This is a genomic window from Streptomyces sp. NPDC002776, from assembly GCF_053592195.1.
Window position 1 is genome coordinate 127,737 of sequence record NZ_JBSFVG010000003.1, and the last position, 16,627, is coordinate 144,363.

16 protein-coding genes are annotated in these 16,627 nt (G+C 73.5%); 13 read left to right on the forward strand and 3 right to left on the reverse strand.

Annotated features, from left to right (window positions below):
- Positions 1-116: 116 nt before the first annotated feature.
- From ACWD11_RS08150 to ACWD11_RS08170, 5 genes are all read left to right on the forward strand, one after another.
- Positions 117-1,109 carry an alpha/beta fold hydrolase gene (locus ACWD11_RS08150; RefSeq protein WP_451281972.1) on the forward strand — a complete coding sequence of 331 codons (993 nt, stop codon included), beginning with the start codon at positions 117-119 and terminating at the stop codon, positions 1,107-1,109.
- A gap of 34 nt (positions 1,110-1,143) precedes the next feature.
- Positions 1,144-1,419: a hypothetical protein gene (locus ACWD11_RS08155; RefSeq protein WP_451281974.1), complete on the forward strand. Its 276-nt coding sequence runs from the start codon at positions 1,144-1,146 to the stop codon at positions 1,417-1,419.
- Between the two features lie 157 nt (positions 1,420-1,576).
- A complete protein-coding gene (locus tag ACWD11_RS08160) occupies positions 1,577-3,001 on the forward strand; it encodes a DUF2252 domain-containing protein (protein ID WP_389416669.1) in 1,425 nt (474 codons plus the stop codon).
- A gap of 71 nt (positions 3,002-3,072) precedes the next feature.
- Positions 3,073-3,912, forward strand: coding sequence for a hypothetical protein (locus ACWD11_RS08165; RefSeq protein WP_451281976.1), 840 nt, complete (start codon positions 3,073-3,075; stop codon positions 3,910-3,912).
- 21 nt (positions 3,913-3,933) lie between these two features.
- Positions 3,934-4,263 carry a rhodanese-like domain-containing protein gene (locus tag ACWD11_RS08170; protein WP_389417003.1) on the forward strand — a complete coding sequence of 110 codons (330 nt, stop codon included), beginning with the start codon at positions 3,934-3,936 and terminating at the stop codon, positions 4,261-4,263.
- A 47-nt stretch (positions 4,264-4,310) separates the two neighbouring features.
- Here the strand turns inward: ACWD11_RS08170 and ACWD11_RS08175 are convergent, their stop codons facing one another.
- On the reverse strand, positions 4,311-5,444 hold the full coding sequence (locus ACWD11_RS08175; protein ID WP_451281978.1) for an acyl-CoA dehydrogenase family protein: 1,134 nt from the start codon (positions 5,442-5,444) through the stop codon (positions 4,311-4,313).
- A gap of 205 nt (positions 5,445-5,649) precedes the next feature.
- On the opposite strand from ACWD11_RS08175, the gene ACWD11_RS08180 reads away from it, so the two are divergent.
- From ACWD11_RS08180 to ACWD11_RS08190, 3 genes are read left to right on the forward strand one after another with little or no spacing between them, the layout of a single operon-like run.
- A complete protein-coding gene (locus ACWD11_RS08180) occupies positions 5,650-6,357 on the forward strand; it encodes a DUF5819 family protein (protein WP_451281980.1) in 708 nt (235 codons plus the stop codon).
- Positions 6,354-7,643, forward strand: a complete 1,290-nt coding sequence (locus ACWD11_RS08185) for an HTTM domain-containing protein (RefSeq protein ID WP_451281982.1) — start codon at positions 6,354-6,356, stop codon at positions 7,641-7,643. Before ACWD11_RS08180 ends, ACWD11_RS08185 begins: the two co-directional genes overlap by 4 nt.
- Positions 7,640-8,389, forward strand: a complete 750-nt coding sequence (locus tag ACWD11_RS08190; RefSeq protein WP_451281984.1) for a TrmH family RNA methyltransferase — start codon at positions 7,640-7,642, stop codon at positions 8,387-8,389. The genes ACWD11_RS08185 and ACWD11_RS08190 overlap by 4 nt, the downstream gene beginning before the upstream one ends.
- A gap of 71 nt (positions 8,390-8,460) precedes the next feature.
- Here ACWD11_RS08190 and paaN read toward each other — a convergent pair whose 3' ends face one another.
- On the reverse strand, positions 8,461-10,152 hold the full coding sequence (gene paaN, locus ACWD11_RS08195; protein WP_451281986.1) for a phenylacetic acid degradation protein PaaN: 1,692 nt from the start codon (positions 10,150-10,152) through the stop codon (positions 8,461-8,463).
- A 159-nt stretch (positions 10,153-10,311) separates the two neighbouring features.
- Between paaN and ACWD11_RS08200 the strand changes: the two genes are divergently transcribed.
- Both ACWD11_RS08200 and ACWD11_RS08205 read left to right on the forward strand, forming a co-directional pair.
- Positions 10,312-11,832 (forward strand): 3-hydroxyacyl-CoA dehydrogenase, encoded by a 1,521-nt coding sequence (locus tag ACWD11_RS08200; protein ID WP_451281988.1) that lies wholly within the window; start codon positions 10,312-10,314, stop codon positions 11,830-11,832.
- Positions 11,829-12,419 (forward strand): TetR/AcrR family transcriptional regulator, encoded by a 591-nt coding sequence (locus tag ACWD11_RS08205; RefSeq protein ID WP_451281990.1) that lies wholly within the window; start codon positions 11,829-11,831, stop codon positions 12,417-12,419. Before ACWD11_RS08200 ends, ACWD11_RS08205 begins: the two co-directional genes overlap by 4 nt.
- 1 nt (position 12,420) lies before the next feature.
- Here ACWD11_RS08205 and ACWD11_RS08210 read toward each other — a convergent pair whose 3' ends face one another.
- A complete protein-coding gene (locus ACWD11_RS08210; protein ID WP_451118931.1) occupies positions 12,421-12,903 on the reverse strand; it encodes an Lrp/AsnC family transcriptional regulator in 483 nt (160 codons plus the stop codon).
- Positions 12,904-13,093: 190 nt separating this feature from the next.
- On the opposite strand from ACWD11_RS08210, the gene pdhA reads away from it, so the two are divergent.
- Genes pdhA through ACWD11_RS08225 form a run of 3 tightly spaced genes read left to right on the forward strand, consistent with a single transcriptional unit; the run spans position 13,094 to position 16,610 of the window.
- On the forward strand, positions 13,094-14,224 hold the full coding sequence (pdhA, locus tag ACWD11_RS08215; protein ID WP_389416679.1) for a pyruvate dehydrogenase (acetyl-transferring) E1 component subunit alpha: 1,131 nt from the start codon (positions 13,094-13,096) through the stop codon (positions 14,222-14,224).
- Entirely contained in the window at positions 14,221-15,225 is a 1,005-nt protein-coding gene (locus ACWD11_RS08220; RefSeq protein WP_351984077.1) for an alpha-ketoacid dehydrogenase subunit beta, read from the forward strand. The genes pdhA and ACWD11_RS08220 overlap by 4 nt, the downstream gene beginning before the upstream one ends.
- Positions 15,225-16,610 (forward strand): dihydrolipoamide acetyltransferase family protein, encoded by a 1,386-nt coding sequence (locus tag ACWD11_RS08225; RefSeq protein ID WP_451281993.1) that lies wholly within the window; start codon positions 15,225-15,227, stop codon positions 16,608-16,610. The genes ACWD11_RS08220 and ACWD11_RS08225 overlap by 1 nt, the downstream gene beginning before the upstream one ends.
- Positions 16,611-16,627 lie beyond the last annotated feature (17 nt).

Genomic DNA, 16,627 nt, shown 5'->3' on the forward strand with positions numbered 1-16,627 from the left:
CCGCGGGCCGGTGGCGGGATCCGGGCTCGGGCCGGGGTTTGGACCGAGTCGTGGGCGCGGTCTCGGGCGTGGGCGGGGAGCCGTCCACGGCCTCGGGCGTGCGGCGGAGGCCGGACTTGGAGCCTGATGTGGAGGGCTCGGAGCCGGGCTCGGCCGCGGGCGGGGAGCCGTCCCCTGCGTCGGGCTTGCGGCGGGAGCCGGGCCTTGGGCCGGGCCGGGGGGTGGGCGCGGCCTCGGGTGTGGGGCGGGAGTCGTCCGCGGCCGGGGAGCCGGGCCGGGGCGCCGCCGCGCCGCTTCCCGCCCTCGCGCACAGTCGGCACGGCACCGGTGCTCCCCTTCTGCTGCTGCACGGCATCGGGAGTGGTCGGCGGTGTTGGGGGCCGGTGATCGGGCGGCTCACCGCGCGGCACGAGGTGCTGGCCGTGGATCTGCCCGGCTTCGGCGACAGCCCCGCGTTGGCGGCGGACTTGCGGCCCACCGCGCGGGAGCTCGCCGGGGCCGTGGGACGGTTCATGGACGCGCGGGGAATCGAGACGGCCCATGTGGCGGGGAACTCCCTCGGCGGCTGGGTGGGCCTGGAACTGGCCCTGTCCGGCCGGGTCCGCACCCTGAGCCTGATCTCCCCGGCGGGCCTGTGGCGCGACACCACCCCGTTCACCACCCGTCTCCTCCTGCGCTCCTGCCGCCGGGCCGCCCCCTGGCTGGCCGGCCCCGCGGCCCCCCTCCTGCGGACCGCGCCCGCGCGCACCGCACTGCTCGCGGGCATCTACGGCCGCCCCGTGCGCGTGCCCTACGCCCACGCCCGCGCCGCCGCCCGCGACATGGCCCGGGCCCCGGGGTTCGAGGCCACCTGGCGGGCCGTCAGCACGACGCGGTTCACCGGCGGCCAGGGGATAGGCATCCCCGTGCGCGTGGCGTTCGGTTCCCGGGACGCCGTCCTGCGGGCCGGGCAGGCCCGGTTCCTCGACGAACTCCCAGAGGGAACGGTGGCGCAGGTGCTGCCGGGATGCGGTCACCTTCCGATGCACGACGCACCCGAGGCGGTCGCCCGCTTCATCCTCGCCACCACCGCCGACCAGCCGCGCCCCGAAAGGTTGGCGGCGCCTTGAACGGTCCTTGACCACTCTTCACCAGCCTGGCGGTATGAATCGCGAACCCGCCGCGGAACGGCGGCAGTTGCTCGACACCCTGCAAGGTCTGCTCGACGCCCTGCCCCGCCCCGCCGACGGGGCACCGCTGCGGGCCGAGGACGTCCTCGCCTACCTGGAGACCGGCCGCAGCAGGGAGCCGGGTGCCGTGCCCGTCCGCCCGGCGGCCACGCCGGACGGCGACGCGGCCGTGGAGGCGTCGCTGCGGCTGGTGATCGAGGCGTTCACGGCGTTCCTGAGCGTGCGGGGAGACCCGGCCGGACCCCGATAGGGGTACGGGGTTTTCCACAGACCCGGCCTCGTCCACAAGCCCGGACCCCGGTTGTCCACAGGGACTGACGCGTTTGCCTCCCCCCGCTGTACCGTCGGCACGAGTTGATGTTCGTGCGGGCCGGGGGACGGCCCCGGTACGGGGGGAGGCGGTCGGTGTGAGCGACGCCGATGGGCAGGAGACGACGGAGTCGGGCGAGCGGCGGCTTCCCCGGGTGCCCGGATTCGCCGAGTGGCCGGGGAACAGCACGGCCAAGCAGGAGGGCAAGGCGCTGCGGGACCGCGTCCCGCGCGCGTCGCACGCCCTCCTGGAACTGGACCTGTCCCGCCCCGACGCGACGGCGGCGGTGGAGGAGTCCAACCGCGGCCGGATCCCGGAGCTCGCGCCGCTCCGGGTGGGCCGGATGGCGGCGACCCCGTTCGCCTTCCTGCGCGGCTCCGCGGGCCTGATGGCCCACGACCTGGCCCGCACCCCCATGACCCGGGTCGTCGCCCAGATCTGCGGCGACGCACACGCGGCGAACTTCGGCCTGTACGGCGACGCGCGCGGCGGCCTGGTCATCGACCTGAACGACTTCGACGAGACGGTGCTCGGCCCCTGGGAGTGGGACGTGAAGCGGCTCGCGGCCTCGCTGGTGCTGGCCGGCCGGGAGGGAGGCGCGTCCGAGGACACCTGCCGCCAGGCCGCGCACGACGCGGTGGGCGCGTACCGGCGCACGATGCGGCTGCTCGCCAAGCTCCCGGTGCTGGACGCGTGGAACGCCATCGCCGACGAGGAGCTGGTCTCCCACACCGACGCCCATGACCTGCTCGGCACGCTGGAGCGGGTCGCCGAGAAGGCCCGCTCCAACACCAGCGGCCGGTTCGCGGCGAAGTCGACGGAGCCGACACCGGACGGCGGCCGCCGCTTCGTGGCCGCCCCGCCGGTACTGAGCCGGGTCCCGGACGAGGAAGCCGCCGCGGTGGCCGCGTCCCTGGAGCGGTACGCCGAGACCGTCTCGGAGGACCGTCTCCCGCTGCTGGCCCGGCACGCGGTGCACGACGTGGCGTTCCGGGTGGTGGGCACCGGCAGCGTGGGCACCCGCTCCTACGTGGTCCTCCTCCTCGACCACCGGGGCGAGGCCCTGGTCCTCCAGGTCAAGGAGGCCCGCCCCTCCGCCCTCGTCCCGCACCTGGCCACGGCCGGCTTCGACACCCCGACGGCGGACCACGAGGGCCGCCGGGTGATCCAGGGCCAGAAGCGCATGCAGGTGGTCAGCGACATCCTCCTGGGCTGGACGACCGTCGACGGCCACCCCTTCCAGGTACGCCAGTTCCGCAACCGCAAGGGCAGCGTGGACCCGACGGCCCTCTCCTCCGACCAGCTGGACGACTACGGCCGCATGACCGGCGCGCTGCTCGCCCGCGCCCACAGCCACTGCGCCGACCCCCGCCTGATCGCCGGCTACTGCGGCAAGAACGAGGAACTGGACGAGGCGATCGCCACCTTCGCGGTCACCTACGCCGACCGCACCGAGGCGGACCACGCGGAGCTGGTGACGGCGGTGCGGGCGGGGAGGATCGCGGCGGAGACGGGGATATGAGGCATCCCGTCCGACCCCGGGCGGATCGGCGAGCCGTCCGGCGCCCTCGGCCGGTGGCCTAGTCTGGTCGGGTGACGACCCCGGAAGCCGAGCAGTCCCAGCCCGACGAGGAGTCCGTGCCCCGGCCCGAGGAGCGGCTGGAGCGGGCCGTTCGGGCTGCCGAGCAGGCCCTGATCGAGTACGAGATCGCCGTGGAGACCTTCCGCGTCGAGATCGAGAACTTCTCGCGGCTGCACCACCAGAAGCTGGGCCCGATGTACGCCCGCCTCGACGAGCTGGAAGCCCGGATCGCCGAGGCCAGAGCGGCGCGCTCCGGCGACCCCGAGGACGTGCGCAAGGCGGAGGAGGCCCGGGCCCGGGTCATGCCGATGCCGGGCGTCGAGGAGCTGTTCCACGGCTGGATGGACGGCGAGGGCCTGTTCCCGGAGGCGTCCGCGATGCTCACGGACCAGCCGGTACGGCCCCCGCAGCGGGTGCGCCCCAGCGAGGAGGCCCGCAAGCTCTACCGCGAGCTGGCCCGCAAGGCCCACCCCGACCTGGCCCAGGAGGACGCCGAGCGGGCCCGCCGGGAGGAGTTCATCACCCGGGTGAACGCCGCGTACGCCCGGGGCGACGAGGCCCTGCTGCGGGAGCTGGCCGAGGAGTGGGCGGCGGGCCCGGTCCCCGAGGAGCCCCCGCAGAGCCCCGCCGAGGAGCTCTACGCCCGCCTGGAGTGGCTCTCCCAGCGCAAGGAACTGCTCACGGTCGTCGTCCGTGAGCTGGAGGAGAGCGCGATCGGCTCCATGTTGCGGCTGGCCCCGGACGACCCGGACACGCTGCTGGAGGAGATCGCCGAGCAGCTGCTGTCGGACGTCTCCGCACGTGAGGCGGAACTGGCGGACCTGCTCGCCCCGCCCTCCGGTAGCGTCTGAGTCATGCATTTCGGATCAGGTGTGCCCACGGTGGAGGTCGCGGACCTCAAGGACGGCGACTTCCTCCTGGACGTCCGCGAGGACGACGAGTGGCAGGCGGGCCATGCCGAAGGGGCCCTGCACATTCCCATCAGCGACTTCGTCGCCCGGTACGGCGAGCTGACCGAGGCCGCCCCGCAGGACGGCCGGGTCAACGTGATCTGCCGTTCCGGCGGCCGTTCCGCCCAGGTCGCGATGTACCTCGTCCAGCAGGGCGTCGACGCGGTGAACGTCGACGGCGGCATGCAGGTCTGGGCAGCGAGTGGCCGACCGGTCGTGACGGACGACGGCAAGCCGGGCTTCGTCCTGTAACCCCCAGTCCCATAACCCCCTGACCCACAGTCCCCCAGTCCCCCAGTTCAACTCAGGGGATGCGCCGCCAGCAGATCCCCCAGCGCCTCCTCGTGCGCCGCCGCCGGGCCGAGCGCCAGCTCCAGCTGCTTGGCCCAGGCGTGGTACCGGTGCAGCGGGTAGTCGACGTCGGCCCCGAACCCGCCGTGCAGATGCTGCGCGGTCTGCACGATCCGCCGTACCCCCTCCGAGGCCCAGATCTTGGCCACGGCGACATCCCCGGCGACGGGCAGCGCCCCCGGCGCCTGCGCGGCGATCCGCCACGCGGCCTGCCACAGCGTGGCCTCCATCGCCCGCAGGTCGATGTACCGGTCGGCGGCCTGCACGGCGACCGCCTGGAAGGTGGCGAGCGGGTGGCCGAACTGCTCCCGCTTGCCCGTGTACTCGCTGGTCATCCCCAGGACCCGGGTACCGAGGCCGAGCGCCAGCGCGCACGTCCCGACCGTCAGCAGCTCCCGCAGCCGCTCCCAGGCCCCCGGCGCCTCCACCACGTCCCGCTCCGCGAGCCGCACGGCGTCCAGCCGCACCTCCCCGAGCCGCTCCCCGCTGGTGGAGTACTGCTCGGCGAGCCCCAGCCCGTCCTGCCCGGGCGACACCACCGCGAGCACCGTCCGGTCCCCGTCCGCGGACGCCGGTACGACGACGAGATCCACGTCGTAGGCCCACGCCACGGCCGTCTGCGCACCGTCCAGCACCCACTCGGCGCCGTCGCGTCGCGCGGTCACCGCGAGCTGCGCCGGGTCGTGCCCGGTGCGCCCGTGCGCGGCGACGGTCAGCACGGTCTCCCCCCGCCCGGCCCGCGCGAGCAGCCCGGACCGCAGCTCCCGACCGCCGTACGCCTGCAGGACCGCGAGTGCCGCGCTGTGCTCCAGCAGCGGCACCCGAGCCAGCACCCCCGCCGCCTCCCGCAGCACCAGACACAGCGCGACGGCGTCGAGTCCCGCCCCGCCGTGTTCCTCGGCGAGCAGCAGGCTCAGCAGGTCGGCGTCGGCGAGCCGGGCCCACAGCGCGCGGTCGAAGTCCTCCGCCACGGCGCCCGCGGTGAGCGCGGGACTCGGCACGGCGTCCGGCGCGACCCCGGCGAACACCCCCCGCGCCGCCTCGGCCGCCGCCTGCTGCTCCTCGGTGAAGGAAAAGTCCACGGTCCCTGCCCTCCCGCGCCCACGGAGATCTGACGGAGCGTCAAGATAGAACACGTTCCAGCAGAAGGGAACGGTACGGACAGGGCACCTACCGACCGCTCGGCGGACGTGACCCCGTCGTGAGCCGGGCGCCGTAAGGTGTCACCCCGAGCAGGGCCGTCCGGGGCACGCCCTGTCGGGGACCGGCATCGGGAGACGGGGCGCAATGGACGCGTACGACGCAGCGGGCGACGCCCGCCACGGGCCGCCGCCCGCGCCCGGACCCCGGACCGGTGTGGCCGCCCTCAGGCTCCGCTACCAGATCGCCGCCGCCCTCGCCCTCGCGGTCGTGGCGGTGGCCGTCTGTGTCCACATCGGCATGGTCTTCCTGCACGTCGCGCCCTCGAACACGGTCAGCAAGCAGCACGGCTCGGCCATCGAGGACTGGATCTACCCGGAGTTCGAGCAGAACTGGAAGCTGTTCGCGCCGAACCCGCTCCAGCAGAACATCGCCGTCCAGGCCCGCGCCGAGATCCGCGAGCCGGACGGCGAGATGCGCACCACCGGCTGGTACGACCTGTCCGCCCGCGACGGCCGGGACATCGACGGCAACCTGCTGCCGAGCCACACCCAGCAGAACGAACTGCGCCGGGCCTGGGACTTCCTGCTCGCCACCCACGGCAGCGACAACCGCCCGGTCGGTGAGCGCGGCGAGCTGGCCGAGTCGTATCTGCGCCGGATCGTGGTCCTGCGCCTGGACCGCGAGGACGCGGCCGGACCGGGCGGAGTCGTCGAGCGCGTCCAGCTCCGCTCGTCCACCACCCACGTCCGCCCGCCCGAGTGGAGCCGGGAGCAGGTGTCGGACAAGCCGGTCTACCGGGAGATGCCCTGGTGGGAGGTCCCCGCGGACGAGGCCGAGGGGGACCCGGCATGAACCGTTACGCCCTCGCGCTCTCGGCCGGCATCGCCCGGGTCACGGACTCCGCTCTCGGCCCGTACCAGACGGCCGTGGTCCGGATCGGCTTCGCCGTGACCTGGCTGCTCTTCCTGCTGCGCGAGCTGCCCCACCGCCACGAGCTGTACGGTCCCGACGGCCCCTGGAGCTTCGGGCTCGCCGAGCGGCTGATCGACATGAACGGCGCCTTCTCGGTGCTGATGTGGTCCGACAGCCGGCTGTGGTTCGAGACGGTCTACGCGCTCGCCGTGCTCGCCTGCGTCCTGCTGCTGCTGGGCTGGCGGACCCGCACGGCGTCCGTGCTGTTCATGGTCGGCGTGCTCTCGCTCCAGAACCGTTCCGTCTTCATGGGCGACGGCGGCGACAACGTCCTGCACCTGATGTGCATCTACCTGGTCTTCATCCGCTGCGGCCAGGTGTGGTCGCTGGACGCGCGCAGGGCCGGCCGGGAACGGGCGGCACGCGCGCGGGGGGAGCGGGTGACGGACCGGGTGGGTCCGCTGCTGTGGGGCGTGCTCGGGCTGGTGCTGGCCGGGGCGACGCTGACCGGGAAGCTCGGCGACGACTGGCCCTCCGACGAGGCCGGGTCCGGACCCGCGCGGGCGGTCGCTGTCGGAGTGGCCTTCCTGGAGACATGGGTCGGCGGGCAGGGGCTGATACCGGCGATCCTGTGGGGCATGTGGGCGGCCCAGGCCGTGTGGTGGCTGGTCGGGCGCCGGGCGCGGACGGACCAGCCGCGGATCCTGCTCGACGTCGTCGGGAACATCGTGCACAACGGCGCCCTGCTGGTGATCATGGCGGAGGCCTGTCTGATCTACGCCACCGCCGGCTGGTACAAGATCCAGGGTTCCCGCTGGCAGGACGGCACCGCCGTCTACTACCCCCTGCACCTGGACTACTTCTCCCCCTGGCCCGCCCTCGCCGACGCCCTCTCGGCCAGCGGCACCCTGGTGATGCTGGTGACGTACGGGACGGTCCTGGTCCAGGTCGCCTTCCCGTTTACGCTGTTCAACCGGCGGGTCAAGAACGTTCTGCTGGCCGCGATGATCACGGAGCACGCGGTGATCGCGGTCGTCCTCGGCCTGCCGTTCTTCTCCCTGGCGATGATCGCGGCGGACGTGGTCTTCCTGCCCACGGCGTTCCTGCGCCGCCTGGGCGCCCGGGCGGCCCGCCTGCCGCGGCGGGGCAAGGGCGGCGGTACGGCGCTCCCGGAGCCCCGCAGCCCGGAGAACCCCGAGCCGCGCCACGTAGGCTCCCCGTCATGACCGCGCCCGTCACCACCTGGCACCGCCTCGCCGACACCGCCGTGCTGCTCGACGGCTTCCACGCCCTCAAGCACGCGGTGCGCTTCGCGGCCCGGGTCCCGGTGGCGGTGGCGGTGGACCGGCAGGCGGCCCTCGCCCTGGCCGACGAACTGGCCCCGGACGTGACGGACACCCTGGCCGCCCTCCTCACGGAGGTCCCCGAGGAGACGTACCGCTCCCTGGTCCCCCGCCCGCACCCCACGGCCGTGGCGGCACTGGCGCTACGGCCGTCCCGCGCGGCCAACCTGGAACTGCTGGCCCGGACCCCGCGCACCGCCCCGGTCGTGCTCCTCGACCACCCGCGCAACCTCGGCAACGCGGGCGCGGTGATCCGCCTGGCGGCGGGCTTCGGGGCGACGGGAGTGATCACCACCGGGACGCTCGATCCCTGGCACACCACGGTCGTACGCGGCGGCGCCGGCCTGCACTTCGCGACCGCGGTGGAACGCCTGGCGGCGGACGAACTCCCCGCGGGCCCCCTGTTCGCCCTGGACCCCGAGGGCGACGACATCCGGGACGTCAGGCTCCCGGACGACGCCGTCCTGGCCTTCGGCTCGGAGCGCAGCGGCCTGTCACCGGAGGTACGCGCGCGTGCGGACCACCTGCTGTCCCTGCCGATGCGCCCCCAGGTGTCCAGCTACAACCTGGCGACGAGCGTAGGGATGACCCTGTTCCATTGGAGCGCGGGCACGAGAGCGCCCCTTTAGGGGCGCGGGGAACTGCGCGACAAGCCACGACGAACAGCCGGCCGCGCAATCCACCGCCCCCCCCCGAGCTCCTAGGCCTCCCGCCGCACCTCGACAACCCGGAACCGATTGGCGACGAACGCACCGTCGGTGAGGGCGGAGTTGGCGGCAGGATTGCCACCGGACCCGTGGAAGTCCGAGAACGCGGCCGTCTGGTTCACGTACACCCCGCCCGTCAGGTTCAGCGACAACTGCGCCGCCTCCTCCAGACAGGCTTCCCGCACGGCCTCCTCGACCTCCGGGTCGACGGTGTACGCGCCGACGGTCATCGCGCCCTTCTCCCGGACCGTCCGCCGCAGCAGCTCCACCGCGTGGCCGGCCGAGTCCACCGCCACCGCGAAGGAGACCGGGCCGAAGCACTCGCTCATGTACGCGGCCTCGTCGTCCGGCTTGGCGCCGTCCAGCTTGACCATGACCGGCGTGCGCACCACCGCGTCCGGGAAGTCCGGGTTGGTCACCTCGCGGGAGGCGAGGGCGACTTCGCCGAGGCCCGCCGCGGCTTCCAGGCGCGCCTTGACGTCCGGGTTCACGATCGCGCCGAGCAGCGCGTTCGCGCGGGCGTCGTCACCGAGGAGGCCCTCCATCGAGCGGGCGAGATCGGCGACGACCTCGTCGAAGGTCCGCGGACCTTCCTCCGTGCGGATGCCGTCCCGGGGGATCAGCAGGTTCTGCGGCGTCGTGCACATCTGCCCGCTGTACAGCGACAGCGAGAACGCCAGGTTGGACAGCATGCCCTTGTAGTCGTCGGTGGAGTGGACGAGGACCGTGTTGACCCCGGCCTTCTCCGTGTAGACCTGCGCCTGCCGGGCGTTGGTCTCCAGCCAGTCGCCGAAGGAGGTCGAGCCGGTGTAGTCGATGATCCGGATCTCGGGGCGCAGGGCGAGCGTCTTGGCGATCCCCTCGCCGGGCCGCTCCGCGGCGAGCGCCACGAGGTTCGGGTCGAACCCGGCCTCGGCCAGCACCTCGCGCGCGACCTGGACGGTCAGCGCGAGCGGCAGCACCGCGCGCGGATGCGGCTTGACCAGGACGGCGTTGCCGGTGGCCAGCGAGGCGAAGAGGCCCGGGTAGCCGTTCCAGGTCGGGAAGGTGTTGCAGCCGATCATCAGCGCGATCCCGCGCGGCACCGGCGTGAACGCCTTGGTCAGCGCGAGCGGGTCCTTCTTGCCCTGCGGCTTGGTCCACTCGGCGTTCTCGGGCGTGCGGACCTGCTCCACGTACGCGTACGCCACCGCCTCCAGGCCACGGTCCTGCGCGTGCGGGCCGCCCGCCTGGAACGCCATCATGAACGCCTGTCCGGAGGTGTGCATGACCGCGTGCGCGAACTCGTGGGTGCGGTCGCTGATCCGCTTGAGGATCTCCAGGCAGACCACCGCGCGGGTCTCCGCTCCCGCGTCCCGCCAGGCCCGCTGTCCCGCCTTCATGGCGGGCAGCAGCACGTCCACGTCGGCGTGCGGGTACTCCACGCCGAGCGCGAGGCCGTACGGGGAGACCTCGCCGCCCACCCAGTCGTCGGTGCCGGGCTGGCCGAGGTCGAGCCGGGTGCCGAGGAGGGCGTCGAAGGCGGCCTTGCCCGCCGCCATGTCCAGGCTGCCGTTCTCGCCGTAGGCCTTGGGGTGCTCGGGGTGCGGGGACCAGTACGCGCGCGTGCGGATGGCTTCGAGCGCCTGGTCGAGGGTGGGCCGGTGCTTGGCGATCAGCTCGTAGGGGGTCAGGGCGGTGGCCATGCGGGACCAACTCCTCGTCTCAAGAACTCTCCGTCGAGTTCATGACCGGGCAGAAACATGGGCAGGAAGAGCCATCGAGAGTTAGAGTAACCGAACGATCGGTCGGTACAAGGGGGTCCGCCGCATCTGTGGAAAACCCCGTGCGGGAGGATCGCGCACATGACAGCAATCGACCTCAGCAGCCCCGTGGCCGTCGTCGGCACCGGCACCATGGGCCAGGGCATCGCCCAGGTCGCGCTGGTCGCCGGCCACCCCGTACGGCTGTACGACGCCGTCCCCGGGAAGGCCCAGGAGGCGGCCGACGCGATCGGCGCCCGCCTCGACCGGCTCGTCGAGAAGGACCGCCTGACCGATACCGACCGGGACGCGGCACGCTCCCGCCTGTCGGCCGCCGAGCACCTCACCGACCTCGCCGACTGCGCCCTGGTCGTCGAGGCCGTCCTGGAGCGCCTCGACGTCAAGCAGGACCTCTTCCGCGCACTGGAGGAGGTCGTCGCCGACGACTGCCTGCTCGCCACCAACACCTCCTCCCTCTCCGTCACCGCCATCGGCGGCGCCCTCGCCCACCCCGGCCGCTTCGTGGGCCTGCACTTCTTCAACCCCGCCCCGCTGCTGCCGCTGGTCGAGGTGGTCTCCGGGTTCGCCACCGACGTCACCTCGGCCACGCGCGCGTACGAGACGGCACGCGCCTGGGGCAAGACGCCGGTCGCCTGCGCGGACAGCCCCGGCTTCATCGTCAACCGCATCGCGCGGCCCTTCTACGCCGAGGCCTTCGCCGTCCACGAGGCCCAGGGCGCCGACCCGGCCACCATCGACGCCGTCCTGCGCGAGTGCGGCGGCTTCCGGATGGGCGCCTTCGAACTGACCGACCTGATCGGCCAGGACGTCAACGAGTCCGTCACGCACTCCGTGTGGCAGTCCTTCTTCCAGGACGTCCGCTTCACGCCCTCCCTCGCCCAGCGCCGCCTCGTCGAGTCCGGCCGCCTCGGCCGCAAGAGCGGGCACGGCTGGTACGACTACTCCGCCGGGGCCGCCGAGCGACCCGAACCGCACACCGCCGAGCGGGAGCGCCCGCCCGCGTACGTCGTCGCCGAGGGCGATCTGGGCCCGGCCGCCGAACTGCTCACCCTGCTGCGCGAGGCGGGCATCCCGGTGCGCGAGGAAGAGGAGGACCACGGCACCCGGCTGGTGCTGCCGTCCGGCGGCCAGCTGGCGCTCGCCGACGGGCAGACGTCGGTGGAGTTCCGGGACGTCGTCTACTTCGACCTCGCGCTCGACTACCGCCGGGCCACCCGGATCGCCCTGTCCGCCTCCCAGGACACCTCTCCCCAGACCCTCGCCGAGGCCACCGGCCTGTTCCAGGCGCTCGGCAAGGACGTCAGCGTCATCGGCGACGTGCCCGGCATGATCGTCGCCCGTACGGTCGCGCGGATCATCGACCTCGCCCATGACGCCGTCGCCAAGGGCGTGGCCACCGAGGAGGACGTCGACACCGCGATGCGCCTCGGCGTGAACTACCCGCTCGGCCCCTTCGAGTGGAGCCGCCGGCTCGGCCGAAACTGGGCCTACTCCCTCCTCGACGACCTCCATCTGCGCGACCCCTCCGGGCGGTACGCGCCCTCCCTCGCGCTGTACCGGCACGCGTACGCCACGGACAAGCGGGAGGGCAACGGCTCATGACCACCGCCAAGCGCGACACGTACACCCCCGAGACGCTGCTGACGGTCGCCGTGCGGGTCTTCAACGAGCGCGGCTACGACGGCACCTCCATGGAGCACCTCTCGCGCGCGGCCGGCATCTCCAAGTCGTCGATCTACCACCACGTCACCGGCAAGGAGGAACTGCTGCGCCGCGCCGTGAGCCGGGCGCTCGACGGTCTCTTCGGGATCCTCGACGAGCCGCCCGCGCGCGGGGGGCCCGCCTCCGACCGCCTGGAGCACGTCGTACGGCGCATGGTGGAGGTGCTGATAGCCGAGCTGCCGTACGTGACGCTGCTGCTGCGGGTGCGCGGCAACACCGACACCGAGCGGTGGGCCCTGGAGCGGCGCCGCGACTTCGACCACAAGGTCGCCGAGCTGCTGAAGGCGGCGGCCGCCGACGGTGACGTGCGCGGCGACGTGGAGGTGCGGCTCGCCACCCGGCTCGTCTTCGGGATGATCAACTCGATCGTCGAGTGGTACCGCCCGGACGGCCGGGGCATGAACGAGCGCGAGGTCGCCGGCGCCGTCGTGCAGCTGGTCTTCGGCGGCCTGCGCCGGGCCGCCTGAGTCAGCCCTGCGGCTCCAGGTCCTCCTCCTCGAACACCAGCAGGGTGCGGGTGCTGAGCACTTCTGGGATGGCCTGGAGCCGGGTGAGCACCAGTTCGCGCAGCGCCCGGTTGTCGGGCGTGTGCACCAGCAGCAGCACGTCGAAATCGCCCCCCACCAGCGCGATGTGCGAGGCCCCGGGCAGCTCCCTGAGCCGCTCGCGCACCGTGCGCCAGCTGTTCTGCACGATCTTCAGCGTGATGTACGCCGACGTCCCGTGCCCCGCGCGCTCATGGTCGACGCGGGCGCCGAAGCCCCGGATGACGCCGTCCTCGATGAGGCGGTTGATCCGCGCGTAGGCGTTGGCCCGCGAGACGTGCACCCGCTCGGCGACGGACCGTATCGAGGCACGGCCGTCCGCCTGGAGCATCTGGAGGATGTCCTGATCGATGGCGTCCAGGGGACGCGGGGGCGGCAGACCGGGGCCCTCGGGACCCTCGGCCATTTGTTCAGGTGCCATGTCCCCCCGCCTCCCTGTCGTGGACGTCCTGCGTTCATTGCAGGCTGTGGAGAACCGTTTGTCCACAGCCTGGAGGCGCCTGTAGCCAAAATGTGCCGACGACCGAACAATCGGTAGGTGAGGCGGGTCACAGCCGACACGCCTCCCGTAGCCGCTCCCACGAGGAGGTGCCGTCATGACGGTCATGGAGCAGCGGGGCGCGTACCGGCCATCGCCGCCGCCCGCCTGGCAGCCCCGCACCGACCCCGCGCCCCTGCTGCCCGACGCGGAGCCCTACCGCGTCCTCGGCACGGAGGCGGCGGACCGGGCCGACCCCGGCCTGCTGCGCCGCCTGTACGCCGAACTGGTGCGCGGCCGTCGGTACAACACCCAGGCCACCGCCCTGACCAAGCAGGGCCGGCTCGCCGTCTACCCGTCCAGCACCGGCCAGGAGGCCTGCGAGGTCGCCGCCGCGCTCGCCCTCGAGGAGCGCGACTGGCTCTTCCCGAGCTACCGCGACACCCTCGCCGCCGTCGCCCGCGGGGTGGACCCCGTCCAGGCGCTCACGCTGCTGCGCGGCGACTGGCACACCGGCTACGACCCCCGCGAGCACCGCGTCGCCCCCCTGAGCACGCCGCTCGCCACCCAGCTCCCGCACGCCGTCGGCCTCGCGCACGCCGCCCGCCTCAAGGGCGACGACGTGGTCGCGCTCGCCCTGGTCGGCGACGGCGGCACCAGCGAGGGCGACTTCCACGAGGCGCTGAACTTCGCCGCCGTGTGGCAGGCGCCGGTCGTCTTCCTGGTGCAGAACAACGGCTTCGCGATCTCCGTCCCGCTCGCCAAGCAGACCGCGGCCCCGTCGCTGGCCCACAAGGCCGTCGGCTACGGCATCCCCGGCCGGCTGGTGGACGGCAACGACGCCGCCGCCGTGCACGAGGTGCTGTCCGACGCCGTGCGCCACGCGCGGGCCGGCGGCGGCCCCACCCTGATCGAGGCGGTCACCTACCGGATCGACGCCCACACCAACGCCGACGACGCCACCCGCTACCGCGGGGACTCCGAGGTCGAGACCTGGCGCGGCCACGACCCGATCGCCCTGCTGGAGCACGAGCTGACCGAGCGCGGCCTGCTCGACGAGGCCGGCAAGCAGGCCGCGCGGGACGCCGCCGAGGCGATGGCCGCCGACCTGCGCGACCGCATGAACCAGGACCCGCAGCTCGACCCTCGGGACCTGTTCGCCCACGTGTACGCCGAACCCACACCGCAACTGCGCGCACAGCAGGCCCAGTTGCAGGCCGAGCTGGACGCCGAGGGGGACCAGCGATGACCACCGTCGCGGTGAAGCCCGCCACCATGGCACAGGCCCTCACGCGCGCGATGCGCGACGCCATGGCGGACGACCCGTCCGTGCACGTCATGGGCGAGGACGTCGGCACCCTCGGCGGTGTCTTCCGGGTCACCGACGGACTCGCCAAGGAGTTCGGCGAGGACCGCTGCACCGACACCCCGCTCGCCGAGGCCGGCATCCTCGGCACCGCGGTCGGCATGGCCATGTACGGCCTGCGCCCGGTCGTGGAGATGCAGTTCGACGCGTTCGCCTACCCCGCGTTCGAGCAACTGATCAGCCATGTCGCGAAGATGCGCAACCGCACCCGGGGCGCCATGCCGCTGCCCCTGACCATCCGCGTGCCCTACGGCGGCGGCATCGGCGGCGTCGAGCACCACAGCGACTCCTCCGAGGCGTACTACATGGCGACCCCGGGGCTCCATGTCGTCACCCCCGCCACCGTCGCCGACGCCTACGGCCTGCTGCGCGCCTCCATCGCCTCCGACGACCCGGTCGTCTTCCTGGAGCCCAAGCGCCTTTACTGGTCGAAGGACTCCTGGAACCCCGAGGAGCCGCAGAGCGTTGAACCGATCGGCCGCGCGGTGGTGCGGCGCTCGGGCCGGAGCGCCACGCTCATCACGTACGGTCCGTCCGTGCCCGTCTGCCTCGAAGCCGCCGAGGCGGCCCGGGAGGAGGGGTGGGACCTCGAAGTCGTCGACCTGCGCTCGCTGGTGCCGTTCGACGACGAGACGGTCTGCGCCTCGGTGCGGCGGACCGGACGAGCGGTCGTCGTGCACGAGTCGGGCGGGTTCGGCGGCCCGGGAGGGGAGATCGCGGCCCGCGTCACGGAGCGCTGCTTCCACCATCTGGAGGCGCCGGTGCTCCGGGTGGCCGGGTTCGACATCCCCTACCCGCCGCCGATGCTGGAGCGTCACCACCTGCCCGGCGTGGACCGGATCCTGGACGCCGTGGGGCGTCTGCAATGGGAGGCCGAGAGCTGATGGCACAGGTGTTGGAGTTCAAGCTTCCCGACCTCGGTGAGGGGCTCACCGAGGCGGAGATCGTGCGCTGGCTGGTCCAGGTCGGCGATGTCGTCGCCGTCGACCAGCCGGTCGTCGAGGTCGAGACGGCCAAGGCGATGGTCGACGTCCCCTGCCCCTACGCCGGTGTGGTCACCGCCCGCTTCGGCGAGGAGGGCACGGAGCTTCCCGTGGGAGCACCGCTGATCACGGTCGCCGTCGGGGCGGACGCCGACGGCGATCCGGCCGAGGGCTCCGGGAACGTCCTGGTGGGCTACGGCACCTCCGAGGCCCCCGCGCGACGCAGGCGGGTGCGCCCGGCCCAGCCGGCGTCCACCGGCCCGGCGCCGGCCGCGGCGGCGAACGGCCAGGGTCCCGCGCGCAGCGCAGCCCCAGCTCCGGCGCCCGCGCGGCCCGCAACCCCTGCCCCCGCACCGGCCCCCGAGGTCCCCGACGGCCCCGTCCCCGTGATCTCCCCCCTGGTCCGCCGCCTAGCCCGGGAGAACGGCCTCGACCTGCGGGAGCTCACCGGCTCCGGCCCCGACGGACTGATCCTGCGCGCCGACGTGGAGTACGCCCTGCGTGCCGCCGCCGCACCCGCCCAGGGCCGCACAGCCCCGGCACCGGCCCCGGCGCCCGCCGACACTCCCGTCACCCCCATCGCCGCCGTCGCCGACGGAGTGACCCGCACCCCCCTCAAGGGCATCCGCGGTGCCGTGGCCGACAAGCTCTCCCGCAGCCGGCGCGAGATCCCCGACGCCACCTGCTGGGTGGACGCCGACGCGACCGAGCTGATGCGCGCCCGCGCCGCGATGAACGCGGCAGGGGGAGGGAAGATCTCCCTGCTGGCCCTGCTCGCCCGGATCTGCACCGCCGCCCTCGCCCGGTTCCCCGAGCTCAACTCCAGCGTGGACACGGAGGCCAGGGAGGTCGTCCGGTTCGACCACGTCCACCTCGGCTTCGCCGCGCAGACCGAGCGGGGCCTGGTCGTCCCGGTCGTCCGGGACGCCCACGCGCGGGACGCCGAGTCGCTGACCGCCGAGTTCGCCCGGCTCACCGAGTCGGCCCGCACCGGCGCCCTGACGCCCGGGGAACTCACCGGCGGCACCTTCACGTTGAACAACTACGGCGTGTTCGGCGTCGACGGCTCCACCCCGATCATCAACCACCCCGAGGCCGCGATGCTCGGCGTCGGCCGCATCATCCCCAAGCCGTGGGTGCACGAGGGCGAGCTGGCGGTCCGCCAGGTCGTGCAGCTCTCGCTCACCTTCGACCACCGGGTCTGCGACGGCGGCACCGCGGGCGGCTTCCTGCGCTATGTGGCGGACTGCGTGGAACAGCCGGCGGTTCTGCTGCGCACCCTTTGATCACGCGGCCGCCCCCG